Origin of the sequence: Herbiconiux moechotypicola, from assembly GCF_024979255.1 — a bacterium.
GTDB classification, from domain to species: Bacteria; Actinomycetota; Actinomycetes; order Actinomycetales; family Microbacteriaceae; genus Herbiconiux; species Herbiconiux moechotypicola.
Genome location: NZ_JANLCN010000006.1, coordinates 102,640 through 123,405 on the forward strand (window position 1 = coordinate 102,640; position 20,766 = coordinate 123,405).

14 protein-coding genes are annotated in these 20,766 nt (G+C 73.0%); 8 read left to right on the forward strand and 6 right to left on the reverse strand.

The genetic code is table 11. The features are described from left to right. The first annotated feature begins 33 nt into the window (after window positions 1-33). Window positions 34-528 (forward strand): YflT domain-containing protein, encoded by a 495-nt coding sequence (locus tag N1031_RS11170; RefSeq protein ID WP_259479715.1) that lies wholly within the window; start codon window positions 34-36, stop codon window positions 526-528. Between the two features lie 33 nt (window positions 529-561). On the opposite strand, the gene N1031_RS11175 is transcribed toward N1031_RS11170, so the two are convergent. Further along, the gene (locus N1031_RS11175; RefSeq protein ID WP_259479716.1) at window positions 562-2,022 is read right to left on the reverse strand and encodes an aminopeptidase P family protein; all 1,461 of its coding nucleotides are present in this window, start codon (window positions 2,020-2,022) and stop codon (window positions 562-564) included. A gap of 84 nt (window positions 2,023-2,106) precedes the next feature. On the opposite strand from N1031_RS11175, the gene N1031_RS11180 reads away from it, so the two are divergent. After that, complete coding sequence (locus N1031_RS11180; protein ID WP_259479717.1) at window positions 2,107-2,976, forward strand: PHP domain-containing protein; 870 nt, start codon at window positions 2,107-2,109, stop codon at window positions 2,974-2,976. Between the two features lie 121 nt (window positions 2,977-3,097). Here N1031_RS11180 and N1031_RS11185 read toward each other — a convergent pair whose 3' ends face one another. Continuing rightward, window positions 3,098-4,588 carry a DEAD/DEAH box helicase gene (locus N1031_RS11185; RefSeq protein ID WP_259479883.1) on the reverse strand — a complete coding sequence of 497 codons (1,491 nt, stop codon included), beginning with the start codon at window positions 4,586-4,588 and terminating at the stop codon, window positions 3,098-3,100. 301 nt (window positions 4,589-4,889) lie between these two features. Between N1031_RS11185 and N1031_RS11190 the strand changes: the two genes are divergently transcribed. After that, window positions 4,890-5,606: a ferritin-like fold-containing protein gene (locus N1031_RS11190; protein WP_259479718.1), complete on the forward strand. Its 717-nt coding sequence runs from the start codon at window positions 4,890-4,892 to the stop codon at window positions 5,604-5,606. A gap of 56 nt (window positions 5,607-5,662) precedes the next feature. Here the strand turns inward: N1031_RS11190 and N1031_RS11195 are convergent, their stop codons facing one another. Together N1031_RS11195 and N1031_RS11200 are read right to left on the reverse strand one after the other, a co-directional pair. Further along, a complete protein-coding gene (locus N1031_RS11195) occupies window positions 5,663-5,977 on the reverse strand; it encodes a hypothetical protein (RefSeq protein WP_259479719.1) in 315 nt (104 codons plus the stop codon). Window positions 5,978-5,986: 9 nt separating this feature from the next. After that, window positions 5,987-6,211, reverse strand: coding sequence for a DUF3107 domain-containing protein (locus tag N1031_RS11200; protein WP_259479720.1), 225 nt, complete (start codon window positions 6,209-6,211; stop codon window positions 5,987-5,989). Between the two features lie 226 nt (window positions 6,212-6,437). Between N1031_RS11200 and N1031_RS11205 the strand changes: the two genes are divergently transcribed. Together N1031_RS11205 and N1031_RS11210 are read left to right on the forward strand one after the other, a co-directional pair. After that, on the forward strand, window positions 6,438-9,686 hold the full coding sequence (locus N1031_RS11205) for a UrvD/REP family ATP-dependent DNA helicase (protein WP_259479721.1): 3,249 nt from the start codon (window positions 6,438-6,440) through the stop codon (window positions 9,684-9,686). Then, window positions 9,683-13,114, forward strand: a complete 3,432-nt coding sequence (locus tag N1031_RS11210; protein WP_259479722.1) for an ATP-dependent helicase — start codon at window positions 9,683-9,685, stop codon at window positions 13,112-13,114. Before N1031_RS11205 ends, N1031_RS11210 begins: the two co-directional genes overlap by 4 nt. Window positions 13,115-13,120: 6 nt before the next feature. Here the strand turns inward: N1031_RS11210 and N1031_RS11215 are convergent, their stop codons facing one another. Then, entirely contained in the window at window positions 13,121-14,173 is a 1,053-nt protein-coding gene (locus N1031_RS11215; protein ID WP_259479723.1) for a phosphotransferase, read from the reverse strand. Between the two features lie 61 nt (window positions 14,174-14,234). Here N1031_RS11215 and nudC point away from each other — a divergent pair, with 61 nt between their 5' ends. Together nudC and N1031_RS11225 are read left to right on the forward strand one after the other, a co-directional pair. Beyond that, on the forward strand, window positions 14,235-15,254 hold the full coding sequence (gene nudC / locus N1031_RS11220; protein WP_259479724.1) for an NAD(+) diphosphatase: 1,020 nt from the start codon (window positions 14,235-14,237) through the stop codon (window positions 15,252-15,254). Next, entirely contained in the window at window positions 15,251-17,113 is a 1,863-nt protein-coding gene (locus N1031_RS11225) for an ATP-dependent helicase (protein WP_259479725.1), read from the forward strand. Before nudC ends, N1031_RS11225 begins: the two co-directional genes overlap by 4 nt. Before the next feature lie 901 nt (window positions 17,114-18,014). Here N1031_RS11225 and N1031_RS11230 read toward each other — a convergent pair. After that, the gene (locus tag N1031_RS11230; RefSeq protein WP_259479726.1) at window positions 18,015-19,361 is read right to left on the reverse strand and encodes a zinc-dependent metalloprotease; all 1,347 of its coding nucleotides are present in this window, start codon (window positions 19,359-19,361) and stop codon (window positions 18,015-18,017) included. Between the two features lie 167 nt (window positions 19,362-19,528). On the opposite strand from N1031_RS11230, the gene N1031_RS11235 reads away from it, so the two are divergent. After that, entirely contained in the window at window positions 19,529-20,671 is a 1,143-nt protein-coding gene (locus tag N1031_RS11235; protein ID WP_259479727.1) for a YlbL family protein, read from the forward strand. Window positions 20,672-20,766 lie beyond the last annotated feature (95 nt).

The following is a 20,766-nucleotide window of genomic DNA, read 5'->3' on the forward strand; positions in this document are numbered from 1 at the left end:
TGACCGCGGAGGCGGGCGTGGGAGGATGGGGGAGTGACGGATCCTTCAGCCGCCCCTCGTCGAGCCCCCTCCCGCATCCCGGTGATTCCCCGGGGCGAGGTGGTGGCGAGTTTCGAGAACTACCAGGATGCGCAGCGCGCCGTGGAGAAGCTCGCACTGGCGGAGTTCCCGGTGAAGCAGGTGTCGATCGTGGGCAGCGACCTCAAGAGCGTCGAGCAGGTGACCGGCAAGATGAGCTACGGCCGGGCGGCGCTCGCCGGGGCTCTCTCGGGGCTCTGGGTGGGGCTGTTCTTCGGGTTGCTGCTCGTGCTGCTGTCGCCCACGTCGACCACGCCGGGGTTCATCGGTGCGGCCGCCCTCATCGGTGCCGGATTCGGCCTCTTCTTCAACATCGTGGTGTACAGCATCAGCCGCCGCCGTCGCGACTACACCTCGGTGATGCAGGTGGTCGCCTCCTCCTACGCCGTCATCGTCGCCCCCGAGCTCGCCAACCGCGCCCGCAACGCCCTCGACCGCCCCGCGGAGTAGTCTGCGAGCCCGGCCCGGCAGCGCGCGCCGGGCTCAGGGCCGGAGGCGGGCGATCCAGGCCTCGACGTCGTCGGCGGTGCGGGGGATGGCGATGGAGAGGTTCTCGGCGCCGTCGGCGGTGACGAGGATGTCGTCTTCGATGCGCACGCCGATGCCGCGGAACGCCTCGGGCACCGTGAGGTCGTCGGGCTGGAAATAGAGGCCGGGCTCGATGGTGAACACCATGCCGGGCTCGAGCACGCCGTCGAGGTAGAGCTCACGCCGGGCCTTGGCACAGTCGTGCACGTCGATGCCGAGGTGGTGGCTGGTGCCGTGCACCATGTAGCGGCGGTGCTGCTGGTTGTCGGCCTCGAGAGCCTCCTCGGCGCTCACAGGCAGCAGACCCCACTCGGCCGTGCGACGCGCGATCACGGCCATCGCCGCCTGATGGATCTCACGGAACCGGATGCCCGGCTTCACGATGGCGAAGGCCGCGTCGGCGGCCTCGCGCACCGCCTCGTACACCCGGCGCTGCACCGGCGAGAAGACGCCGTCGATCGGCAGGGTGCGGGTGATGTCGGCCGTGTAGAGGCTGTCGACCTCCACTCCGGCGTCGAGCAGGATGAGGTCGCCGGGCAGCACCGGCCCGTCGTTCCGCGTCCAGTGCAGGATGCACGCGTGCGGCCCCGAGGCCGCGATCGTGTCGTAGCCCACGGTGTTGCCGTCGAGCCGTGCGCGGGTGTTGAACACGCCCTCGACGAGCCGTTCGCCGCGGTGGTGCCCGCTGCTGCGGCCCAGGTCGGCGATCACGTCGTCGAACCCACGGGCGGTGGCCGCCACGGCCTCGCGCATCTCCGCGATCTCGAAGGAGTCCTTCACGAGCCGCATCTCGGAGAGCACCCGGGCGAGCTCGTCGTCGGCCGTCTCGCCGGCGCCGCCGGGCAGCGACCCGTCGGCCTCGCGCAGCACGAGCGTGTCGGTGTCGAACCCGACCGATGCGAACGCAGCGATGCCCTGGGTGGCCAGCGCCAGATCTCCGGCCACCTGGGCCAGCGACGGTCGCGCACCGATCCAGAACTCGCCGATCTCGGGGTTGGCGTAGAACTCGTCGGAGTCGCGCCCGGCCCGCTCACGGAAGTAGAGCGTGGCGTCGTGCCCGGCGTCGGAGGGCTCGAGCACGAGGAAGGCGCCGGGCTCCGCATCCGACGCCCACCCGGTGAGATAGGAGAACGCCGAGTGCGCGCGATAGGGGTAGTCGGTGTCGTTGGAGCGCTGCTTGAGTGCGCCCGCGGGGATGACGAGACGCTTGCCGGGGAAGGCCTCCGACAGGCGCGCCCGCCGCTCGGCGGCGAACCGCGCCTGCGGGCGGGCGGGCGGAACCACGTCGTGCCGCTCAGCCCAGCCGTGCCCGATGTAGTCGCGGAAGGCATCGGAACCCGGTGTGGTCGACCGGTTCGCCGTGGCCCGCGGCGCGGGCTCGGATGCGGTGGTGGTGCGTTCCGTCGTGTCTGCCATGCGTCCATTCTCCCACCGGCAGTCCGGGCGGGCCCTGGGTGACGGGTGATCTGTGGAGAACTCCCCGGCGGTTACGATTGTGGAATGTCTTCGGAGCGGTTGTTCAGGGAGCCGATCGACCTGCACACCCACAGCCGGGTCTCCGACGGCACCGAGTCGCCCGCCGAGCTCGTGCGGGCGGCGAAACGGGCCGGCCTCGGCACCGTGGCGCTGACCGACCACGATTCCACCGCGGGCTGGGCCGAGGCGGGGGCGGAGGCCCTCGTGCAGGGCGTCACGCTCATCCCCGGCATGGAGCTGTCGACCCGGGTGGGCTGGTCGAGCGTGCACCTCCTCGCCTATCTCTTCGACCCGCTCGACCCCGATCTGCTCGACGCCACCGCGCGCATCCGGGAGGCCCGGCTGCACCGGGCGGAGCAGATGGTCGAGCGCATCGCCCGCGACTACGACCTCAGCTGGGACGACGTGCTCGCGCAGACCGAGCCCGGCGCCACGGTCGGCCGGCCCCACATCGCCGACGCCCTCGTGGCACGAGGACTCGCGGCCGACCGCAGTGCGGCGTTCGCGGGCATCCTGCACTGGCGGGCCGGCTACTACCAGCCGCACGACGCCCCCGAGCCGCTCGAAGCCGTGCGTCTCGTGGCGGGTGCGGGCGGCGTGCCGGTGATCGCGCATCCGGCCACCCGCAGCCAGGCCGACCTGCAGCTGGAGGGGCAGTTCGGCGAGCTGGTCGACGCGGGGCTGTTCGGCCTCGAGATCGACCATCGCGAGAACACCGCCGAGGGCCGGGTGCGCCTGGAGCGGCTCGCCCGACGCTACGGACTCGCCCTCACCGGCTCGAGTGACTACCACGGCTCCGGCAAGCCCAACCGCCTCGGCGAGAACACCACCTCACCCGAGGTGCTCGACGCCCTCATCGCCCGCGCGACCGGCTCCGAGCCCGTCTACGGCTGATCCCCTCCACCCGCCGAGCCACGCCGACCGCGGGGCGGATGCGCACAACGCCACGCCACGCGCCAACCGGCCCCGTGACGGGCTAGGTGTGCGTGTGGCGTGGCGTGGGAGCCGGAACGCCCTACTCGGTGGGGCGGGGGGCGCGGCGGCGGGTGCGCGAGCGGCGGCGGGGGGCGCTGTTGCCGTCGTGGTGCTCGGAGCCCGCGCCCGCGGCGGTGGACTCGGTCGCGACCGACCCGGTGCCGGCGCCGGCGGCGGCCGACGAGCCGGTGTCACCCGACGCCGACGCCGAACCGGGTGCGCCCGACCCGCCTCGGCTGCGGTTGCGGCTCCGGCTGCGGCGCGGCTGGCCGTCCTCAGCCGAGCCCGAGCCCGACCCGGCACCAGCCCCGGAACGCCCGCCCGACCCCGACCCGCCGCCCGACCGCGACCCCGAGCCCTCGCCCGCCCGCGCCGGCGGCGCCGTCTTCAGCCGGCCCTTCGCCTCCGTCGGGATGTTCAGGTCGCTGTAGAGGTGCGGCGACGACGAGTAGGTCTCGGTGGGCTCGGGCTGGCCGAACTCCAGGGCGCGGTTGATGAGCGCCCACTTGTGCAGGTCGTCCCAGTCGACGAAGGTGATGGCCGTGCCCGTCTTGCCCGCACGGCCAGTGCGGCCGGCGCGGTGCAGGTAGGTCTTGTCGTCGTCGGGGATGGTGTGGTTGATGACGTGGGTGACGTCGTCGACGTCGATGCCGCGCGCGGCGACGTCGGTGGCGATGAGGATGTCCTTCTTGCCCGCCTTGAACGCGGCCATGGCGCGCTCGCGCTGCTCCTGGTTGAGGTCGCCGTGCACGGCGGCGGCGTTGAAGCCGCGGTCGTTGAGTTCTTCGACGAGCTTGGCGGCGGCGCGCTTGGTGCGGGTGAAGATGACGGTCTTGCCCCGGCCCTCGGCCTGCAGGATGCGGGCGATCACCTCGTCCTTGTCGAGGCTGTGCGCACGGTAGACGACGTGCTTGATGTTCGCCTGCGTGAGTCCCTCATCCGGGTCGGTGGCGCGGATGTGGATGGGCCGGTTCATGAAGCGGCGCGCGAGGGCGACGATCGGGCCGGGCATCGTGGCGGAGAACAGCATGGTGTGGCGGGTCGCCGGGGTCTGCGCGAACAGCTTCTCGATGTCGGCGAGGAAGCCGAGGTCGAGCATCTTGTCGGCCTCGTCGAGCACCATCTCCTGCACGGCGGCGAGGCTCAGCAGGCGCTGCCCGGCGAGGTCGAGGAGGCGGCCGGGGGTGCCGACCACGATCTGCGCGCCGGCCTTGATCTGCTCGATCTGGCCCTCGTAGGCCTTGCCGCCGTAGATCGACACCACGGTGGTGCCGCGGCCGGAGGCAGCGAGCTCGAGGTCTTCGGAGACCTGCACGCACAGCTCGCGCGTGGGCACCACGACGAGCGCCTTGACGCCCGGCTCGGGGTTCGGGCCGAGGCGCTGGATGAGCGGGAGGCCGAATCCGAAGGTCTTGCCCGTGCCGGTCTTGGCCTGGCCGATGATGTCCTGCCCGCCGAGGGCGAGCGGGATGGTCTGCTCCTGGATGGGGAAGGGGGAGAGGATGCCCTTGCCGGCGAGCGCGTCGACCATGTCCTGGTCGATGTTCAGGTCGGAGAAGGTGGAGGGGCTTGAAGTCACTGGGAAACCTGTCGTGAGTGCGGAGCCGCCGTGAAGGGAACGGTGCCGCGGCGCAGCGGCGCTGCAGCGGCGATGCCGGCGATGGCGCCGGACGGCGGCGAGTTGCCCTGAATGTTCGTCAGGGCCCGAGCCGAGTTTAGCCGACGGCGGCTGTGAGGCCTCCTCACGGCGTTCGACGGCGGGTCGGGATGCGCGAGGCGGCGCGCTGGGGCGCGGTCGGGATGCGCAGGGCGGCCCGGTTAGGATGGGCGTCGTGTTCGGATTCCTCCGCCGCCCGAAGGTGCGCATCGACATCCCGCGGCTGAAGCCCCGAGACGACTCGGTGAGCTACCCGAAGGTGAATCTCGCCGAACTCACGCCCGAGGTGCTGCCCTACCTGGGCCAGGCCGCCTACGTGCAGCTGGCGATCTTCGAGGAGATCAGCGACGCGATGAACGGCGCCCCGACGGTCGGCGCCAAGCAGGCGCTCGCACCCGCGGCCGGGCAGGCTCTCGACAAGCACGAGCGGCTGGTGGCCGAGATCCGCCGCCGCGTCGACACGCCGTCCGAGGTGATCGAACCGTTCGTGGCGGGCATCGACCGCTACCGCGTGCTCGTGAAGGGCTCCGACTGGTACGAGCAGCTGGCGAGCGTCTATCTCACCGCGGGCATCCTCGACGACTTCTTCACTCTGCTCGCCGCGGGACTGCCGGGCGACATCGGCCCGCGCTGCGTGGCGGTCCTCGATGCCGACACGGCGCGGCAGGCGGTCGCCGGGCTCCTCGGCGAGGCGATCACCGACGACCCGGTGCTCGGCTCGCGCCTGGCGATGTGGGGCAGGCGCGTGGTCGGCGACACCCTGCTCGTGTGCCGTTCGGCGATCCACCTCACGGGCAATCCGCAGTCCGACGAGCAGCGCATCGAGCCGGTGTTCACCGAGATGATCGCGGCCCACACCCGCCGCATGGACGGCCTCGGCCTCACCGCCTGATCAGCGCTCCAGGCGGCGGCCCGCCCGCGCATCCGGAAGGCCCGGAGTGCCCCGCCTCAGCCCGCGTGGGCGAGCGGGATGCGCCCGGAGAGCAGGCCCTCGAGTCGCGCCTCGTCGTGAGCGGCGCGCAGCCGCCCGAGCGCCAGGTCGGCGGCGACCACCACGAGGCCGGTGACCACCAGGCTCACCACCCAGATCCACCCGCCGTCCCAGGCCCAGCCGAGCCAGGTGAGGGCGACCCAGACCACAGCGGCGACACCCGCGCCGATCGCGGGCACGAGCACCACGCCGTGACGCTCACGGCCGGGCAGCAGGTACCGGGCGCCGAGCCCGAGGATCGCTCCGCCGAGGGTGATGAACAGCAGCTCCACGGCCGTGCCTCAGCCGACGAAGCCGATGCGCCGCGACTCCTCGCTGCCGATCTCGACGTAGCTGAGCGAGGCGACCGGAACGAGGTACAGCTTGCCCTTGTCGTCGCTGAGCGAGACGTGGGTGCCGCCGTCGGCGAGCGCGCCGGCGACGATCTTCTCGATCTCGGCAGGGGTCTGGCCCGACTCGAAGGCGAGTTCGCGGGGCGAGTTGGCGATTCCGATCCGGATGTCCATCAGCTGTGCCTTTCACGTCACGTGACCGCGTGGGCGGCCACCAGCCCAGAGTACGGCACCGCTCGCAGCCGCTCGGCCGGCGGGCGAGAGTCGGGCACCTGCCCAGAGCGAACAGGCGGCCGACCGCGGGGCGAGACCGTGGGGCGACGACGGGGAGCGGAACGTCTGAAGCCGAGGGCGGACACCCGGATGCGCGTCCCACGCGATGTCCGAGGGTGCGGCTAGCGTGGTGGCCGTGATGGACCACGGCACCCTCGAGCGCGACACGGCCCTCGGCCGTCCGGTCGAGCTCGATGCGAGCCAGACCGAGGTGCTCGGCCGGCCCGCCGGGGCGTCGTTCTCGGTGATCGGCGCCCCGGGCAGCGGCAAGACCACGGTGCTCGCCGAGCTCGCCGCACACCGCGTGCTCGGGCAGGGCCTACCCCTCGACCGCCTGCTGGTGCTCACCCCCACCCGCCGCGGGGCGACGGCGCTGCGCGACCGCCTCGCCCTGAGGCTCGGCCTGCCGAGCAGCGGCCCACTCGCCCGCACACCGGTGTCGGCGGCCTTCGCCCTGCTGCGCGGCAGCGCCCGAGAGCGCGAGGTGGCGCTGCTCACCGGAGCGGAGCAGGACTCCATCGTGGCCGACCTCCTCCAGGGCGAGCTCGACGACGAGGCCGCCGGCGGAGCGGGTCTCGGCTGGCCCGAGTCGCTGCCGCCCGAGGTGCGGCGGCTCCGCGCGTTCCGCACCGAGCTGCGCGAGCTCATGATGCGGGCGACCGAGAGCGGCGTCGGCGCCCGTCGGCTCGACGCCCTCGGCCGTCGGCACGGGGTGCCCGAGTGGTGCGCCGCGGCGAGGTTCCTCGCGGCCTACCAGGGCGTGGTCGACTCCTACGACGCCGAACGGCTCGATTCGGCCGAGCTGCTGGCCGAGGCGAGGGCGGTGCTGCGCCGGCGTCGGGAGAGCGGCGGCGCCGAGGGTTCCGCGCCGGCGCTCGTGCTCGTCGACGACGCGCACGACCTGCCCGTAGGCGCCTGGAACCTGCTCTCCGAGTTCGCCCGCTCGGGTTCGGCCGTGGTCGCCTTCGGCGATCCGGATGTCGCGACGACGGGGTTCCGGGGCTCCGACGTGCGTGCCCTCGGCCAGCTCGGCCGCGCGCTCGGCGTGGCGGTGCTGCCGCCGCTGGTACTGCAGACCAGTCACCGGCAGAGCGGTGCGCTGCGCGCCCTGACCCGCCGCATCACCGAGCGCACCGGGGCCGCGGCCGCCGGGACTCAGCGCACTGCGGGCTCCCAGCGCACCGAGAGCCCGGCGACGGCAGGAGACGCCCCCGGCGCCCGCCCGGCCGGCAGGGTGCTCACCATCCAGGCCGACACCCGCGCGGGCGAGATCGCCACCGTGGCGCGGGTGCTCCGCGAGCAGCACCTGCTGCACGGCGTCGACTGGCACCAGATGGCGGTGATCGTGCGCTCCGGGTCGCTCGTGCCGGGCCTCGCCCGCGGCCTGGCGCTCGCCGAGGTGCCCACCCGCACGCACTCCGCCGTGCAGGCGCTCCGCGAAGACTACGCTGCGCGCCATCTCATCGGGGCGCTGGCACTCGCCATCGGCGCGAGCGAGCCCACCCCCGACGCCGTCGACGACCTGCTGCTCGGGCCGCTGGGCGGCATCGACGGCATCGGTCTCCGCCGTCTGCGCCTGGCGCTGCGCCACGACGAGCTCGCGCAGGGCGGCTCCCGCCACGCCGACGAGCTGCTGCGGGAGGCACTCGCCACGCCGGGGGCGCTCGCCACCTTCGACTCCGCGCCGGCCCGCCGCGTCGCGGCGCTCGCCACCACGCTGGCCGCCGTCGCCGACCGCGCTCGGGCGGGGGAGTCGGTGGAATCGCTGCTCTGGGAGCTCTGGCAGCGTTCGGGGCTGGCGCGCCGCTGGGGCGATCTCGCCTCGGGGTCGGGTGTGCTCGCCGAGGAGGCCGACCGCAATCTCGACGGCGCCGTGGCGCTGTTCACCGCCGCCCGTCGCTCGGTCGAGCGCGACCCCTCCCGCGCCCCCGAGCTGTTCGTGGCCGAGGTGCTCGGGGCCGAGGTGCCCGAAGACACGCTCTCCCCGCACTCGCGCGCCGACTCGGTGCTCGTCACGACACCGACCGGGGCCGTCGGCCTCGAGGTGGAGGTCGTCGTGGTGGCCGGGCTGCAGGAGTCGGTGTGGCCCAACCTCCGGCTGCGCAACTCGCTGCTGCACGCGGAGCGGATGGTGGAGGTCGCCGATCACGAGCTGGCCGACAACGAGATGGGCGTGGGCCCGCATCCCGTGACCGCCGCCGTCACCCTGGCCGACTCGCGCGCCGAGGTGCTCTCCGGCGAACTGCGCATGCTCGCGCTCTCCACCTCCCGTGCCCGGAGCCTGGCGGTGCTCTCCTGCGTCGCCAACGACGAGGAGCAGCCCTCGGCGTTCTTCGGCTTCGCGCCCGACGCCGACCCGGTGCCCACCGCGCGTCAGCCGCTCACCCTGCGTGGCCTCACCGGGCAGCTGCGCCGTCGGCTGGTCGAGCGCGGCGACCGCCAGGCCGCGCCCGCGCTGGCGCGGCTCGCCGCCGAGGGGGTGCCCGGTGCCGCCGTCACCGACTGGTACGGGCTCGCCCCGGCCAGCACCGAGCATCCGCTCGTCGACCCGGCAGACCCCGAGGCGGTGGTGCGGGTGTCACCCTCCCGCATCGAGGCGTTCGAGCAGTCGCCGTTGGTGTGGTTCGTCGACCAGGTGGCGGGAGGCTCGAAGTCGCTCGCCGCGGGCATCGGCACGATCGTGCACGCGGTGATGGAGGGCGCATCGACCGACCCCGACGCCGATCTCTCACCCGAGGCGCTCGCCGAGTCGGCGGGGGAGCGCTGGACCGAGCTGCGCTTCGAGGCGCCCTGGCTCGAGCAGCGCGAACAGCGTGCCCTGCGGGTGAAGCTCGAGGGCCTCTCCGACTATCTGCGCGAGTTCAGAGCGGGTGAGCGGGAGCTCGCCGGGGCCGAGGCCACCTTCGCCCTGCGCCAGGGGCGGGCGCTCGTGTCGGGGTCGATCGACCGGGTGGAGCGGCTTCCCGACGGCCGCCTCGTGGTGATCGACCTCAAGACCGGCCGCACCCCGCCGCGCCGGGCCGACCTCCCCGGTCACGCGCAGCTCGCGAGCTACCAGCTCGCGCTGCACGTCGCGTCGATCGACGACCTGCCTCTCGACGATGCCGGCCCTCTCGACGATCCCGGCGCACCGGCGGTCGATCTGGGGGGTGCCGCGCTGCTCTACGTGTCGAAGGGCGGCCGGGGGTCGAGGTTCACCGTGCTCGATCAGGAGCCGCTCGACGAGGAGGCGCTCGCCCTCATCCGGAGCCGTATCGACGCGGTGGCCGACGGGATGAGCGGGGCCCGGTTCAGGGCCGTCGCCGAGCCCGAGGAGCGCGATCACCAGAACCGCTACGAGTACCGCATCCAGCTCGTGAAGGCGGTGTCGGAGTGAACGGCGACGCCCTGTTCGAGCTGGCCGAGCTCGACGATCCCGGGGCCTTCGAGGCCCGGCTCGACCGCGCCTCCGGGCGCGCGTCCGACGCCCGCATCCCGTCGGTGGACCGATCCGTCGCGCCCAGCCGATCCGGCTCCGCCTCCCAGGCCTCAGCGGCGCGCCACTCGGCCGCCGAGATCGCCGAGCGGCTCGGGCTGCCCACCCCCACGCGCCAGCAGCAGGCCGTCATCGAAGCGCCCCTCGAGCCGGCGATCGTGGTCGCCGGGGCGGGCAGCGGCAAGACCGAGACGATGGCGAACCGCGTGGTGTGGCTCGTGGCCAACGGACTCGTGCGGGAGTCGGAGGTGCTCGGCCTCACGTTCACGCGCAAGGCCGCCGGCGAGCTCGCCGAGCGCATCCGCCGCCGTCTCGCCGAGCTGGCGCTCTCGGGTCTCGTCGAGCGCGAGAGCGATCCGTTCCAGACACCCGTCATCTCCACCTACAACGCCTTCGCCAACGGCATCTACCGCGAGAACGCGACCGTCATCGGCCGCGAGAGCGAGGCCGCCGTCCTGAGCGAGGCCTCGGCCTGGCAGCTCACCCGGTCGGTCGTGGTGGGCAGCTCCGACGAGCGTCTGCTGAAGGTCGACCGGCAGGTCGACGCCGTCACGAGCGCGGTGCTCGCTCTCAGCCGCGCCCTCGCCGAGAACGTGGCCGACGCGGGTGCGGTCGGCCGGTACGCCGACCGCTTCGCGGCGCTGGCCGAGCTGCCCACGGGGTCGTCGCGGGTGCGCGACGTCTACGCACCCCTGCGCCGTTCCATCGAGGCGGTGGCGCCGCTCCCGCTCGTGCTCGCCCTCGCCGAGGAGTACGCGGCCGAGAAGGTGCGGCGCGGCTACGTGGAGTTCTCCGACCAGATCGCCCTCGCCCTCGCCGTCGCCGAGAGCTCCCCGGCCATCGTCGCCGATTACCGCGACCGCAGCCGGGTGGTGCTGCTCGACGAGTACCAAGACACCAGCGTGGTGCAGACCCGGCTGCTCGCACGCCTGTTCGCGGGGCATGCGGTGATGGCGGTGGGAGACCCGCACCAGTCCATCTACGGCTGGCGCGGGGCGAGCGCCGCCAACCTCGCCCGGTTCGCGACCGACTTCGGCGCCTCGGGCGAGCCGTTCGCGCTGTCGACGAGCTGGCGCAACCCGACCCGGGTGCTGGATGCGGCCAACGCGCTGGTGACGCCGCTCACGGCCGAGAGCGCGGTCGTGGTGGAGAGCCTGCAGCCGCGGCCGGGCGCGGGTGAGGGGTCGGTCGACACCGCGTTCGCCGAGACGGTCACCGAGGAGGCCGACGCGGTCGCCTCCTGGTTCCAGCGCAGGCTGGCCGCCGCCGAGCCACCGACAGCGGCGCTGCTGTGCCGCTCGGTGAAGAAGATCGAGCCGTTCACGGCCGCTCTGGAGCGCCGGGGAATCCCGTATCACGTGCTCGGGCTCGGCGGTCTGCTCATGCAGCCCGCGGTGGCCGACCTCGTGTCCACGCTGCGCGTGCTCTACCACCCCACCGCCGGGGCCGACCTCCTGCGGGTGCTGGGCGGTGCCCGCTGGCGCATCGGGGTGCGCGACCTCGCGGCCCTTCGCGCCCTCGCCTCGTGGATCGCCGAGCGCGACCATCGCTTCCAGAAGCTCGAACCGGCCGTGGCCGGGCGCATCCGGGGTTCGGTCGTGGCCGACGAAGACCGGTCGATCGTCGACGCGCTCGACTTCGTCGCCACCGCGCCCGAGGGTCACTCCGCCCTGGAAGGCTTCTCGCCGGTGGGACTCGACCGGCTGCGCCGAGCCGGTGCCCAGCTCGCCGAACTGCGCACCCGCGCCGGCCTCGGACTCGTCGACTTCGTCGACCTCGTGCAGCAGGAGCTGCTGCTCGACGTGGAGGTGCTCGCGAGCCCCCACGCCGCAGAGGGCCGCGCGGCACTCGACGCCTTCTCGGAGCAGCTCGTCTCCTTCCTCGCCCTCGACCCGTCGTCGGGGCTCGGCGACTTCCTCGCCTGGCTGGAGGAGGCGGAGAAACGCGAGCGGCTCGAACCGCGGAGCGATCCGGCCGAGCCCGGCACCGTGCAGATCCTCACCATCCACGGTGCCAAAGGTCTGGAATGGGACCTGGTCGCCGTGCCGCGGATGGTGGAGGGCGAGCTGCCGGGCGACCCGCGCAGCAAGCTCGGCTGGCTGGCGTTCGGCGAGCTGCCCTACGACTTCCGGGGCGACCGCGCCGAGCTGCCGATGCTCGACTGGCAGGGGATCGAGACCCAGACCGCGTTCGGGCCGGTTCTCGAGGAGTTCCGCGAGGCGAACGCCGAGCACTACGCGGCGGAGCAGCGCCGCCTCGCCTACGTGGCGGTGACGCGCGCGCGCGACGCGCTCCTGGTGTCGGGCTCGTTCTGGTCGACCGGTGTCACCGCGCGCCCGCCGAGCCGCTACCTGCACGAGCTGGCCGAGGCCGGCGTTGTCGAGGCGGAGGTGCTGCCCGACCGCTCCGAGCACGAGCAGAACCCGCTCGCCGAGACCGAGTCCTGGGTGAGCTGGCCCCGGGAGCCGCTCGGCACGCGGCGAGGCCGGATGGAGTCGGCTGCGGCGCTGGTGGAGGGGTCCGACCCCGCGGCTCCCACCCCGTGGGACTCCGAGATCGAGCTGTTGCTGGCCGAACGGGCCGACCGGATGCGCGCGGCGCGGCTCGACGTGCCGGTACGCATCCCGGCCTCGCGGTTCAAGGACTACGTCGCCGACCCGCAGGCGGTGCTGCGAACGCTGCGACGGCCGATGCCCGAGCGCCCGTTCCGCCAGACCCGTCTCGGCACCCGGTTCCACAGCTGGGTGGAGAACCGCTTCCGCGACCGCGGAGGCGAGCTGCTCGCGGCGGCGTCGCCCTCGTCGGGCGACCTCGACGCGTTCGCCGACGAGCTCGAGTTCGACGACGACGATCTCGGAGACGACGCCGGTGCCTCCGGTGCGTCCGCGCCCGGTGTCTCAGCTCTCGAGAGCGCAACCTGGCGCGCGGCGGACGAGCTCGACGACGACGAGCGCCGACTCGCGGAGCTCATCGCCACCTTCGAACGCTCGGAGTTCGCCGAGCGCGACGCCGTCGAGGTGGAGCGCGAACTCCACCTCGTGCTCGGCGGGCGCATCGTGGTGTGCAAGATCGACGCGATCTTCGCCGAGGGGGATGGCTTTCTCGTGGTCGACTGGAAGACGGGCAAGGCCCCCCGCGACGAGGAGGAGCTGCAACTGAAGCAGCTTCAGCTCGCTCTCTACCGACTCGCCTACGCGCGCTGGGCCGGCATCGATGTGGAGCGGGTCGACGCCTGCTTCTACTTCGTCTCCGACGACGCCGTCGTCAGGCCGACCATGCTCGACGACGAGGCCGAGCTCGAGCGGCTCGTGCGGAGCACGCTCGGCTGAGCATCCTCAGTCCTCGGCGATGCGGTTGGCGTGCGCGACGCGGTCGCCTTCGCCGAAGCGGTCGGCGAGGGGCGTGCGGTCGAGCATCGCCTCGACGTCTTCGACGGCCATGATCTGGCCGGTGTCGGTGGAGAGCGGGTTGAGCAGGTCGTTCTGCACGGTGCTGCTGAGGCCGGCCAGCATGGCCTCGGCGTCGGCCACGATCGCCTGGTCGCGCGTGTCGTGGCCGTGCAGCAGCCAACGGGCGATCTCGAGCTCGGCGTAGAGGCGCGCGCGTTTGCGCAGCTGACGGTCGGCAGGGCGGCCCAGGGCGCCCTCGTAGGCGGCGAACACCCGGTCGGCGCTCTCGGCGCGCGCGGCCGAGTTGAGCCAGAACAGGTCGAGGGCGGGATCGCCCACCTTGAGTTCGTGCCAGCCGAGCACACCGAACACCTGATCGCCCGAGACGAGGAACGACTCCGGCGCCAGCGAGCCGTGCACCACCGTGGGCTGGAACTGCCACAGTGCGCTGTCGTCGATCGCGAGAGCCCAGCGGGTGAGCAGCTCTTTCGGCACCTTGCCGGTGGCGCCCGCGCGCTCGGCGAGCTTCTTCGCCGTCGCGGCCGCCTGCGTGGCGGACTGCGACGACAGCCCGGCGTCGGAGACGACCGAGGTGGGCAGCGAGTGCACCGCCGCGATGGCCCGGCCGATCGAGTCGGAGGCGCTGTGCTCGCCGCCGACATCGGCGAGGGTGGCGGGCCTGCCCTGGATGTAGTCGTAGACGAGCGCGCGCGTGCCGCCGATCGGGGCCTGGCCGATGAGGGCCGGGATGTGGAACGGCAGTCGCGACCGCACCCCGGCGGTGAGGGCGTTGAGGGCGACGAGGTCGCGGGACTGCTCGGACTCGGCGTCGGGGCCGGTGGGCACCCGCACCGTGTACTCCTCGCCGGAGCGGAGCGTGACGACCGCGGAGTCGAAGCGCCCGGCGCCCGAGGAGGAGAGCGCACGCGACGCCACGATGTCGGCTCCGGCGACGGCGGAGGTCGCCAGCGCGGCTAGAGTGAGGTGGGATCTCGCCATGCCTTCCAGAGTAGGGCGGCGCGCTCCGGCCACGGTTTCCGCCACGCACGATTGGGCAACCATGTCTCGCGCTTTTCACGCCACGTTGCCGCTGTCGAGGGCCGCCGTCGATCGCGACCACGCCTCGCGCGGGGTGCCCGAGCGGCAGCGCGACCTGTGGCGCCACGAGCACGCCCGTGTGCTCGTACTGCATCGCGGCCTGGCCCTCGGCCGACCGGCCGGCGAGGAGGATGCGCGCCCGTCGTTGCGCCTGGTGGCTCCGGATGCGCTGGAGGGCCTGGTGGGCATCACAGGGCCCGACTCCCCACCGGCCACAGACGCGGCGACGCACACGAACGGGCCGGTGGTGCTCTACCTCGGCACGACCCTGGAGTCCTCGGCGGAGACGGTCGCCGGCGCACCGGTCTTCGCCGTCTCGCTCGACGACGAAGGGGCCGACGCACTGACGGCCGTCGACGGCGGAGCCTGGCTCGACCTGCGCCGGATCGCCGTGCTGCTCGACGACCTCGCCGCCGGCGTGTTCACCGAGGCGCTGGCCATGGCCAACTGGCACTCCAACCACGAGTTCTGCCCGCGTTGCGGTTCGCCCACCACGATCGAGAGCGCCGGCTGGGTGCGGCGCTGCGTGGCCGAGGACGTCGAACTCTTCCCGCGCACCGACTCCGCCGTCATCGTGGGGATCACCGACGCCGAGGACCGCATCCTGCTCGGCTCGAACGCACTGTGGGAGCACAACCGCTATTCGCTGCTCGCGGGCTTCGTGGAGCCGGGGGAGTCGTTCGAAGCCGCCGCCGTGCGCGAGGTCGCCGAGGAGTCGGGCGTGGTCATCCGCAACCCGGAGTACGTGGGCTCGCAGCCGTGGCCCTTTCCCGCCTCCCTCATGGTGGGGTTCCTCGCGAGGGCCGACGACGGCGCGGTGCTGCGGCCCGACGGCGACGAGATCCTCGAGCTGCGCTGGTTCAGCCGCGCCGAGGTCGCCGACCCCGCTGTCGACGTGCTTCTGCCCGGCCCCTCGTCGATCGCCCGGGCCATCATCGAGCGCTGGTACGGCGGCCCCCTTCCGGAGCATCACACCGCATGACGGGGATTCCCGACGGCCGACCCCCGGCGTCGAGCGCCACCGCGCTCGGGGGCGATCAGGCCGTTCCCGAGGCCGACGCGCTGCTCGCCGCGCTCGACCCTGAGCAGCGCGTGGCGGCGAGCAGCCTGCTCGGTCCGGTGTGCATCCTCGCCGGTGCGGGCACCGGCAAGACGCGCGCCATCACGCACCGCATCGCCTACGGCGTGGCCACGGGCGTCTACCCGCCGAACCGGGTCATGGCGCTCACGTTCACCAGTCGTGCGGCGGGCGAACTGCGCACCCGGCTCCGCCCGCTCGGCGCGGGTGCCGTGGCCGCGCGCACCTTCCACGCCGCAGCGCTCTCGCAGCTCAACTTCTTCTGGCCGCAGGTGGTGGGCGGTGAGGCCCCCCGCATCATCGACAACAAGGCCAGGGCGATCGCCCACGCGGCCGAGCAACTCAGGCTGCGACTCGACACCGCGGCGCTGCGCGACGTGGCGGCCGAGATCGAGTGGCGCAAGGTGTCGGAGCTGTCGATCGAGGAATACGGTCGGGCGGCCAGGTCGAGTCGTGCGGTGCCGGGCGGGCTGAGCGTGGAGCAGCTGCTCGAGCTGCAGGCGCGCTACGAGCAGCTGAAAGACGAGCGACGACAGCTCGACTTCGAGGACGTGCTGCTCGCCACGGCGGGCATGATCGAGCTCGAGCCCTCGGTGGCGATGCAGGTGCGCGAGCAGTACCGCTTCTTCGTGGTGGACGAGTACCAAGACGTGTCGCCGCTGCAGCAGCACCTGCTCGAGCTGTGGCTCGGTGAGCGGCGCGACCTGTGCGTGGTCGGCGACGCCAGCCAGACCATCTACTCCTTCGCGGGCGCGAGTGCGGACTTCCTGCTCGGATTCTCGCGGCGCTACCCGAGCGCCTCCATGGTGTCGCTCGACCGCAACTACCGCTCGACGGCGCCCATCGTGCACGCCGCCAACAGTCTCATGCGGGGCAGGCCCGGCGCCCTCACCCTGCGCGCGATCGAGCCGAGCGGCCCCGCTGAGCCGGTCACGACCGCCGAGCTCGCGCAGCCCGCCGAGCTCGCGCAGCCCGCCGAGCCCGCGCAGCCCGCCGAGCCCGCGCAGCCCGCCGTGACGGCCTATGCGAGCGACAGCGACGAGGCACGCGCCGTCGCCGCGCGGATCGCGCAGCTCATCGCGCAGGGAACGCCGCCGCAGGACATCGCGGTGCTGTACCGCGTGAACGCGCAGTCGGTCGTGCTCGAACAGGCGCTCGCCGACGCGGGCGTGCCCTCACAGGTGCGCGGCGCCGCGCGGTTCTTCGACCAGCCCGACGTGAAACGCGCCGTGATGGAACTGCGCGCGGCCTCGGTGACGATCGTCGACGAACCCCTGTTCAAGTCGGTGAGCGACGTGCTCCGCTCGCGCGGCTGGTCGCAGCACGCTCCGGAGGGCACCGGCGCCGAGCGCGACCGGTGGGAGTCGCTCAACGCCCTGATGGGCCTCGCTGAGGCGATGCCCGCCGGCTCCAGCTTCCGTCAGTTCACCGACGAACTCTTGGCGCGCCAGGCCACCCAGCACGAGCCGACGCTGCGCGCCGTCACTCTCGCCACCCTCCACTCCTCCAAGGGTCTCGAGTGGCCCGCCGTCTTCGTGGTGGGCGTCGCCGAGGGCCTCCTGCCGATCGCCCATGCCGTCGGCTTCGACGCCGTCGACGAGGAGCGCCGCCTGCTCTACGTGGGCATCACCCGGGCACGCCGTTACCTCGAGCTCTCGTGGGCAGCCCGCGGTCAGCGACGGGGCCAGGACCGGACGGCATCGCGATTCCTGTCGGAGATCGGCACCCGCACCACGGGTGCGACTCCAGCTCCTCGCGGCTGACCGACGGCCCGGCCCCCGCCGACCCACCGAGGAGCGGGTGGTGCCACCGGAGAGCGCGCGCGTGCCACGACGCAGCGCCCCGCGCCGTCAGATGCGCCACCGCCACCTCCACCGCGAGCGGTGCGGCCGCCGCGATGCCCAGCGCGTCGGCCGTGGGCGGCGCGCGGCGCACGAGCTGGGCGGCGATGGCCGGCCACGCCGGGTCGGCGTCGCGCCGATGGTGCTCGATGCACGTGGAGCAGGGCCCTTCACCGGCCACCACGACCGGACCCACGCGCACCGAGCGGTCGCCGAACTCCACGAGCAGGTGCGGCACATCGCGCCGCAACCACACCGCTGCGCGCCGCGGCGCCGTGGCGAACGCCGACACGAGCACCGCGAGATCGACCGGGCCCACGTCGCCGTCGCGCGCCGTGCCGTCGACCTCGACGAGCACGGCGCCGCACCGCTGCACGAGGGCCGCGATCCATTCGGCCGCTTGCCCGCGCCCGTCGACGCACACCCGCGAGCCGGCGAGCGGCGCATGCGCCGGTGCCGACTCCGTGGTCACCACCGCGGGGCCGAGACGCTCTACGATGCTCTCGGCACACGACGCAGGAGCGCCCTCGGCCGCCAGCAGCGAGCGCAGGCCCAACGGGGTGACCCCGCGGCGCAGCAGTTCGAGCGCCTGCTCGTCGTGCGCGCTCTCGAGCGCCACGACGGCGTGCGGGCGCTCGATGCCGAACTGCACGCTGGAGGGGGTGCGCCACACCACAGGCGCGGAGGGATCGAGTCGCAAGATCACCCCTGCAGCATGCACCACCGCCGAGCACCCTCAGGAGTTCTCCACAGGCACCGACCGAGAATCTCGTCAGAGCACATCCGTGCAGGAGCAGTCAGCAGCACGGCCGACGTCGGCGCCTCACGGTGCCGGCGGCTGCTCGCCCTCCCCGCGCGACTCCTCGCCGCGCAGCAGGTCTTCCAGCGCCTGATCCATCTCGTCGGGCTCGGGCGCGCCCGCCTGCAGCCGGGCCACGAACGCGGCCGGGTCGTCGAGGTCGGCCGAGGTGGGCACCAGGTCGGGATGCGACCAGAGCGCGTCGCGCTGCTCCGGGCCCACCGCATCCGTCACCGCCTGCCACAGGGCCGCGGCCTCGCGCAGCCGGCGCGGCCGGAGCTCGAGCCCGATCAGGGCACCGAACGCCGACTCGGCCGGGCCGCCCGTGGCGCGCCGGCGCCGCACGGTCTCGGCGATCGCGTTCCAGCGCGGCAGCCGGCTCGACGCCTGCGCCGTCACCGTGTCGACCCACCCCTCGATGAGGGCGAGCGTGGTCTCCAGTCGCCCGAGCGCGTGCAGCTGCTGCTCGGTCTTCGGGGGGATGAGGGCGCCACTGGCCATCGCCGCGCGGAGCTCTTCGGGGTTGGAGGGGTCGAAACTCTCGGCGAGCTCCTCGAGCCGCGAGGTGTCGATGGTGATGCCCTTGGCGAACTCCGTGATCGACGAGATGACGTGCAGGCGCAGCCAGCGCGCGTGCTTGAACAGGCGCGCGTGGGCGAGCTCGCGCACGGCGAGGTAGAGCTGCACCTCGTCGGCCGGGATGTCGAGGCCGTCGCCGAAGGCCGCGATGTTCTGGGGGAGCAGCGCCGCCTGGCCCTCCTCGAGCAGGGGGATGCCGATGTCGCCGCCCGACACCACCTCCTGGGAGAGCTGACCCACGATGTGGCCCAGCTGCATGGCGAACAGGGTTCCGCCCAGGTTGCGCATGAGCTGGCTCGCCCCGGCCAGCATGCCGGCCATCTCTTCGGGTGCCTGGTCTTTCAGCACGGTGGTGAGCGCATCCGAGATGCTCACGGCCACCGGCTCGGCCAGCTGCGACCACACCGGGATGGTCGTGGTGGCCCATTCGGTGCGCGTGAGAAGGCGGGGCGCGACGGCCGACTCCGAGAGGGAGGTGACTTCGTCGAGCCACATCGAGGAGATGTGGAGGGCCTGCTCGAGCTGCGAGCGCTGCTGATCGGTGACGGAGAGCGAGCCGGGGCCCGCGATCTCCTTCGCCTGCGTGAGTGCCGCATCCCAGTTCACGCCGTCGGCGCTGGACTGCATGGCGTTCTGGAGCTGCTGCATGAGCTGCGAGACGGCCGCGGGGTCGGAGGGCAGGCCCGCCGCGCTCGCGAGCTTGGCGGGGTCGATGTCGGACTCGCCGGAGAGGAACGCCCGCAGCATGTCGCGGAACTCGTCCTCCGGCCGATCTGGGGACTGGTCGCTCACAGCTCTTCCTTCCGCGTTCTCTGCACACTCCCTGCACGCTGTCAGAGAGTGCTTCTACGCTAACTCGTGGCCCGTCGCGGAGGCTGGGTTTTCCCATAAGCTTGACCGTCCGGCCGTGCGCCCGTGGCGAACACGGGCTCCCCACCTCCTCGTCCCGAAAGGACAGCGTGACCCTGTTCGAACCCGAGGGCGCACCGGCACGCCCCCGCTCCGGCGCGCGCCGGGTCACCGGCCCCGTCAATGCCGGGTGGACGGTGCTCATCGTCGCCCTGGTGCTGGGCCTGGTCATGAGCCTCCTGCCCGCGCCCTACGTGATCGAGCAGCCGGGCCCCGTCTACGACACCCTCGGCACCCAGGAGCAGGACGGCGAGGAGGTGCCGCTCATCTCGATCGAGGGCACCGAGACCTATCCCACGGCGGGCACCCTCGACATGCTCACGGTGTCGGTGCGCGGCACCCCGGAGTCGCGGCCGAGTTGGGCCGAGATCCTCAGCGCCTGGTTCGACCCCACCAAGGCCGTGCTCCCGATCGACCAGGTGTACCCGCCGAGCGTCACCACCGAGGAGCGCAACGAGCAGAACGCGACCCTCATGGTCGACAGCCAGCAGGCCGCGATCGCCGCCGCGCTCACCCAGCAGGACATCGCGTTCGGCACCGAGCTCGCGGTCGCCGCGGTCGACGACGAGGGGCCCTCGGCCGGCTCGCTCGTGGAGGGCGACCTCATCCTCAGCGTCAACGGCACGTCTGCCGACGACGTCGACGAGCTGCGTGCGGCGCTCGCCGCGAACGGCACCGAGCAGCCCGCGCAGGTCGTCGTGCAGCACGAGGACGGCACCGAGGAGACCGTCGGCATCGTGCCCCAGATCTCCGACACGACGGGAACGCCGGCCCTCGGCATCACCGTGATGCAGAGCTACGACTTCCCGTTCGACGTCGAGATCCAGCTCGACAACGTGGGCGGGCCGAGCGCCGGCATGATGTTCGCACTCGGCATCATCGACATGCTCACCCCCGGCGAGCTGAACGGCGGCCAGAACGTGGCCGGCACGGGCACCATCGACGCCGCGGGCGAGGTGGGCGCGATCGGCGGCATCCGCCAGAAGATGTACGGGGCGAAGGATGCGGGGGCCGGCTGGTTCCTCGCCCCCGCGTCGAACTGCGGCGAGGTCGTGGGCCATGTGCCCGACGGGCTCACGGTGTTCGCCGTGTCGACCCTCGACGACTCGATGGCGGCGCTCGACGCCATCGCGAGCGGAGGGGACACCTCGGCGCTGCCCACCTGCGACAGCGTGCTGAGCGCCGCCAGCTGACGCACGGCGGCCCGCCAGCGGGCTCCCAGCCGGTCGCTCCTAGTATTCGGAGTGTCTAGGATTGACAGACACCGGCACCAGACGCAGAGGCATAC

Coding starts and splice junctions, on each gene's coding strand:
- N1031_RS11175 (WP_259479716.1), bottom strand. CDS start 2,022: ATGGCAGACACGACGGAACGCACCACCACCGCATCCGAGCCCGCGCCG.
- N1031_RS11180 (WP_259479717.1), top strand. CDS start 2,107: ATGTCTTCGGAGCGGTTGTTCAGGGAGCCGATCGACCTGCACACCCAC.
- N1031_RS11185 (WP_259479883.1), bottom strand. CDS start 4,588: ATGGTCGACGCGCTCGCCGGCAAGGGCATCCTCTCCCCCTTCCCCATC.
- N1031_RS11200 (WP_259479720.1), bottom strand. CDS start 6,211: ATGGACATCCGGATCGGAATCGCCAACTCGCCCCGCGAACTCGCCTTC.
- N1031_RS11215 (WP_259479723.1), bottom strand. CDS start 14,173: ATGGCGAGATCCCACCTCACTCTAGCCGCGCTGGCGACCTCCGCCGTC.
- nudC (WP_259479724.1), top strand. CDS start 14,235: ATGTCTCGCGCTTTTCACGCCACGTTGCCGCTGTCGAGGGCCGCCGTC.
- N1031_RS11225 (WP_259479725.1), top strand. CDS start 15,251: ATGACGGGGATTCCCGACGGCCGACCCCCGGCGTCGAGCGCCACCGCG.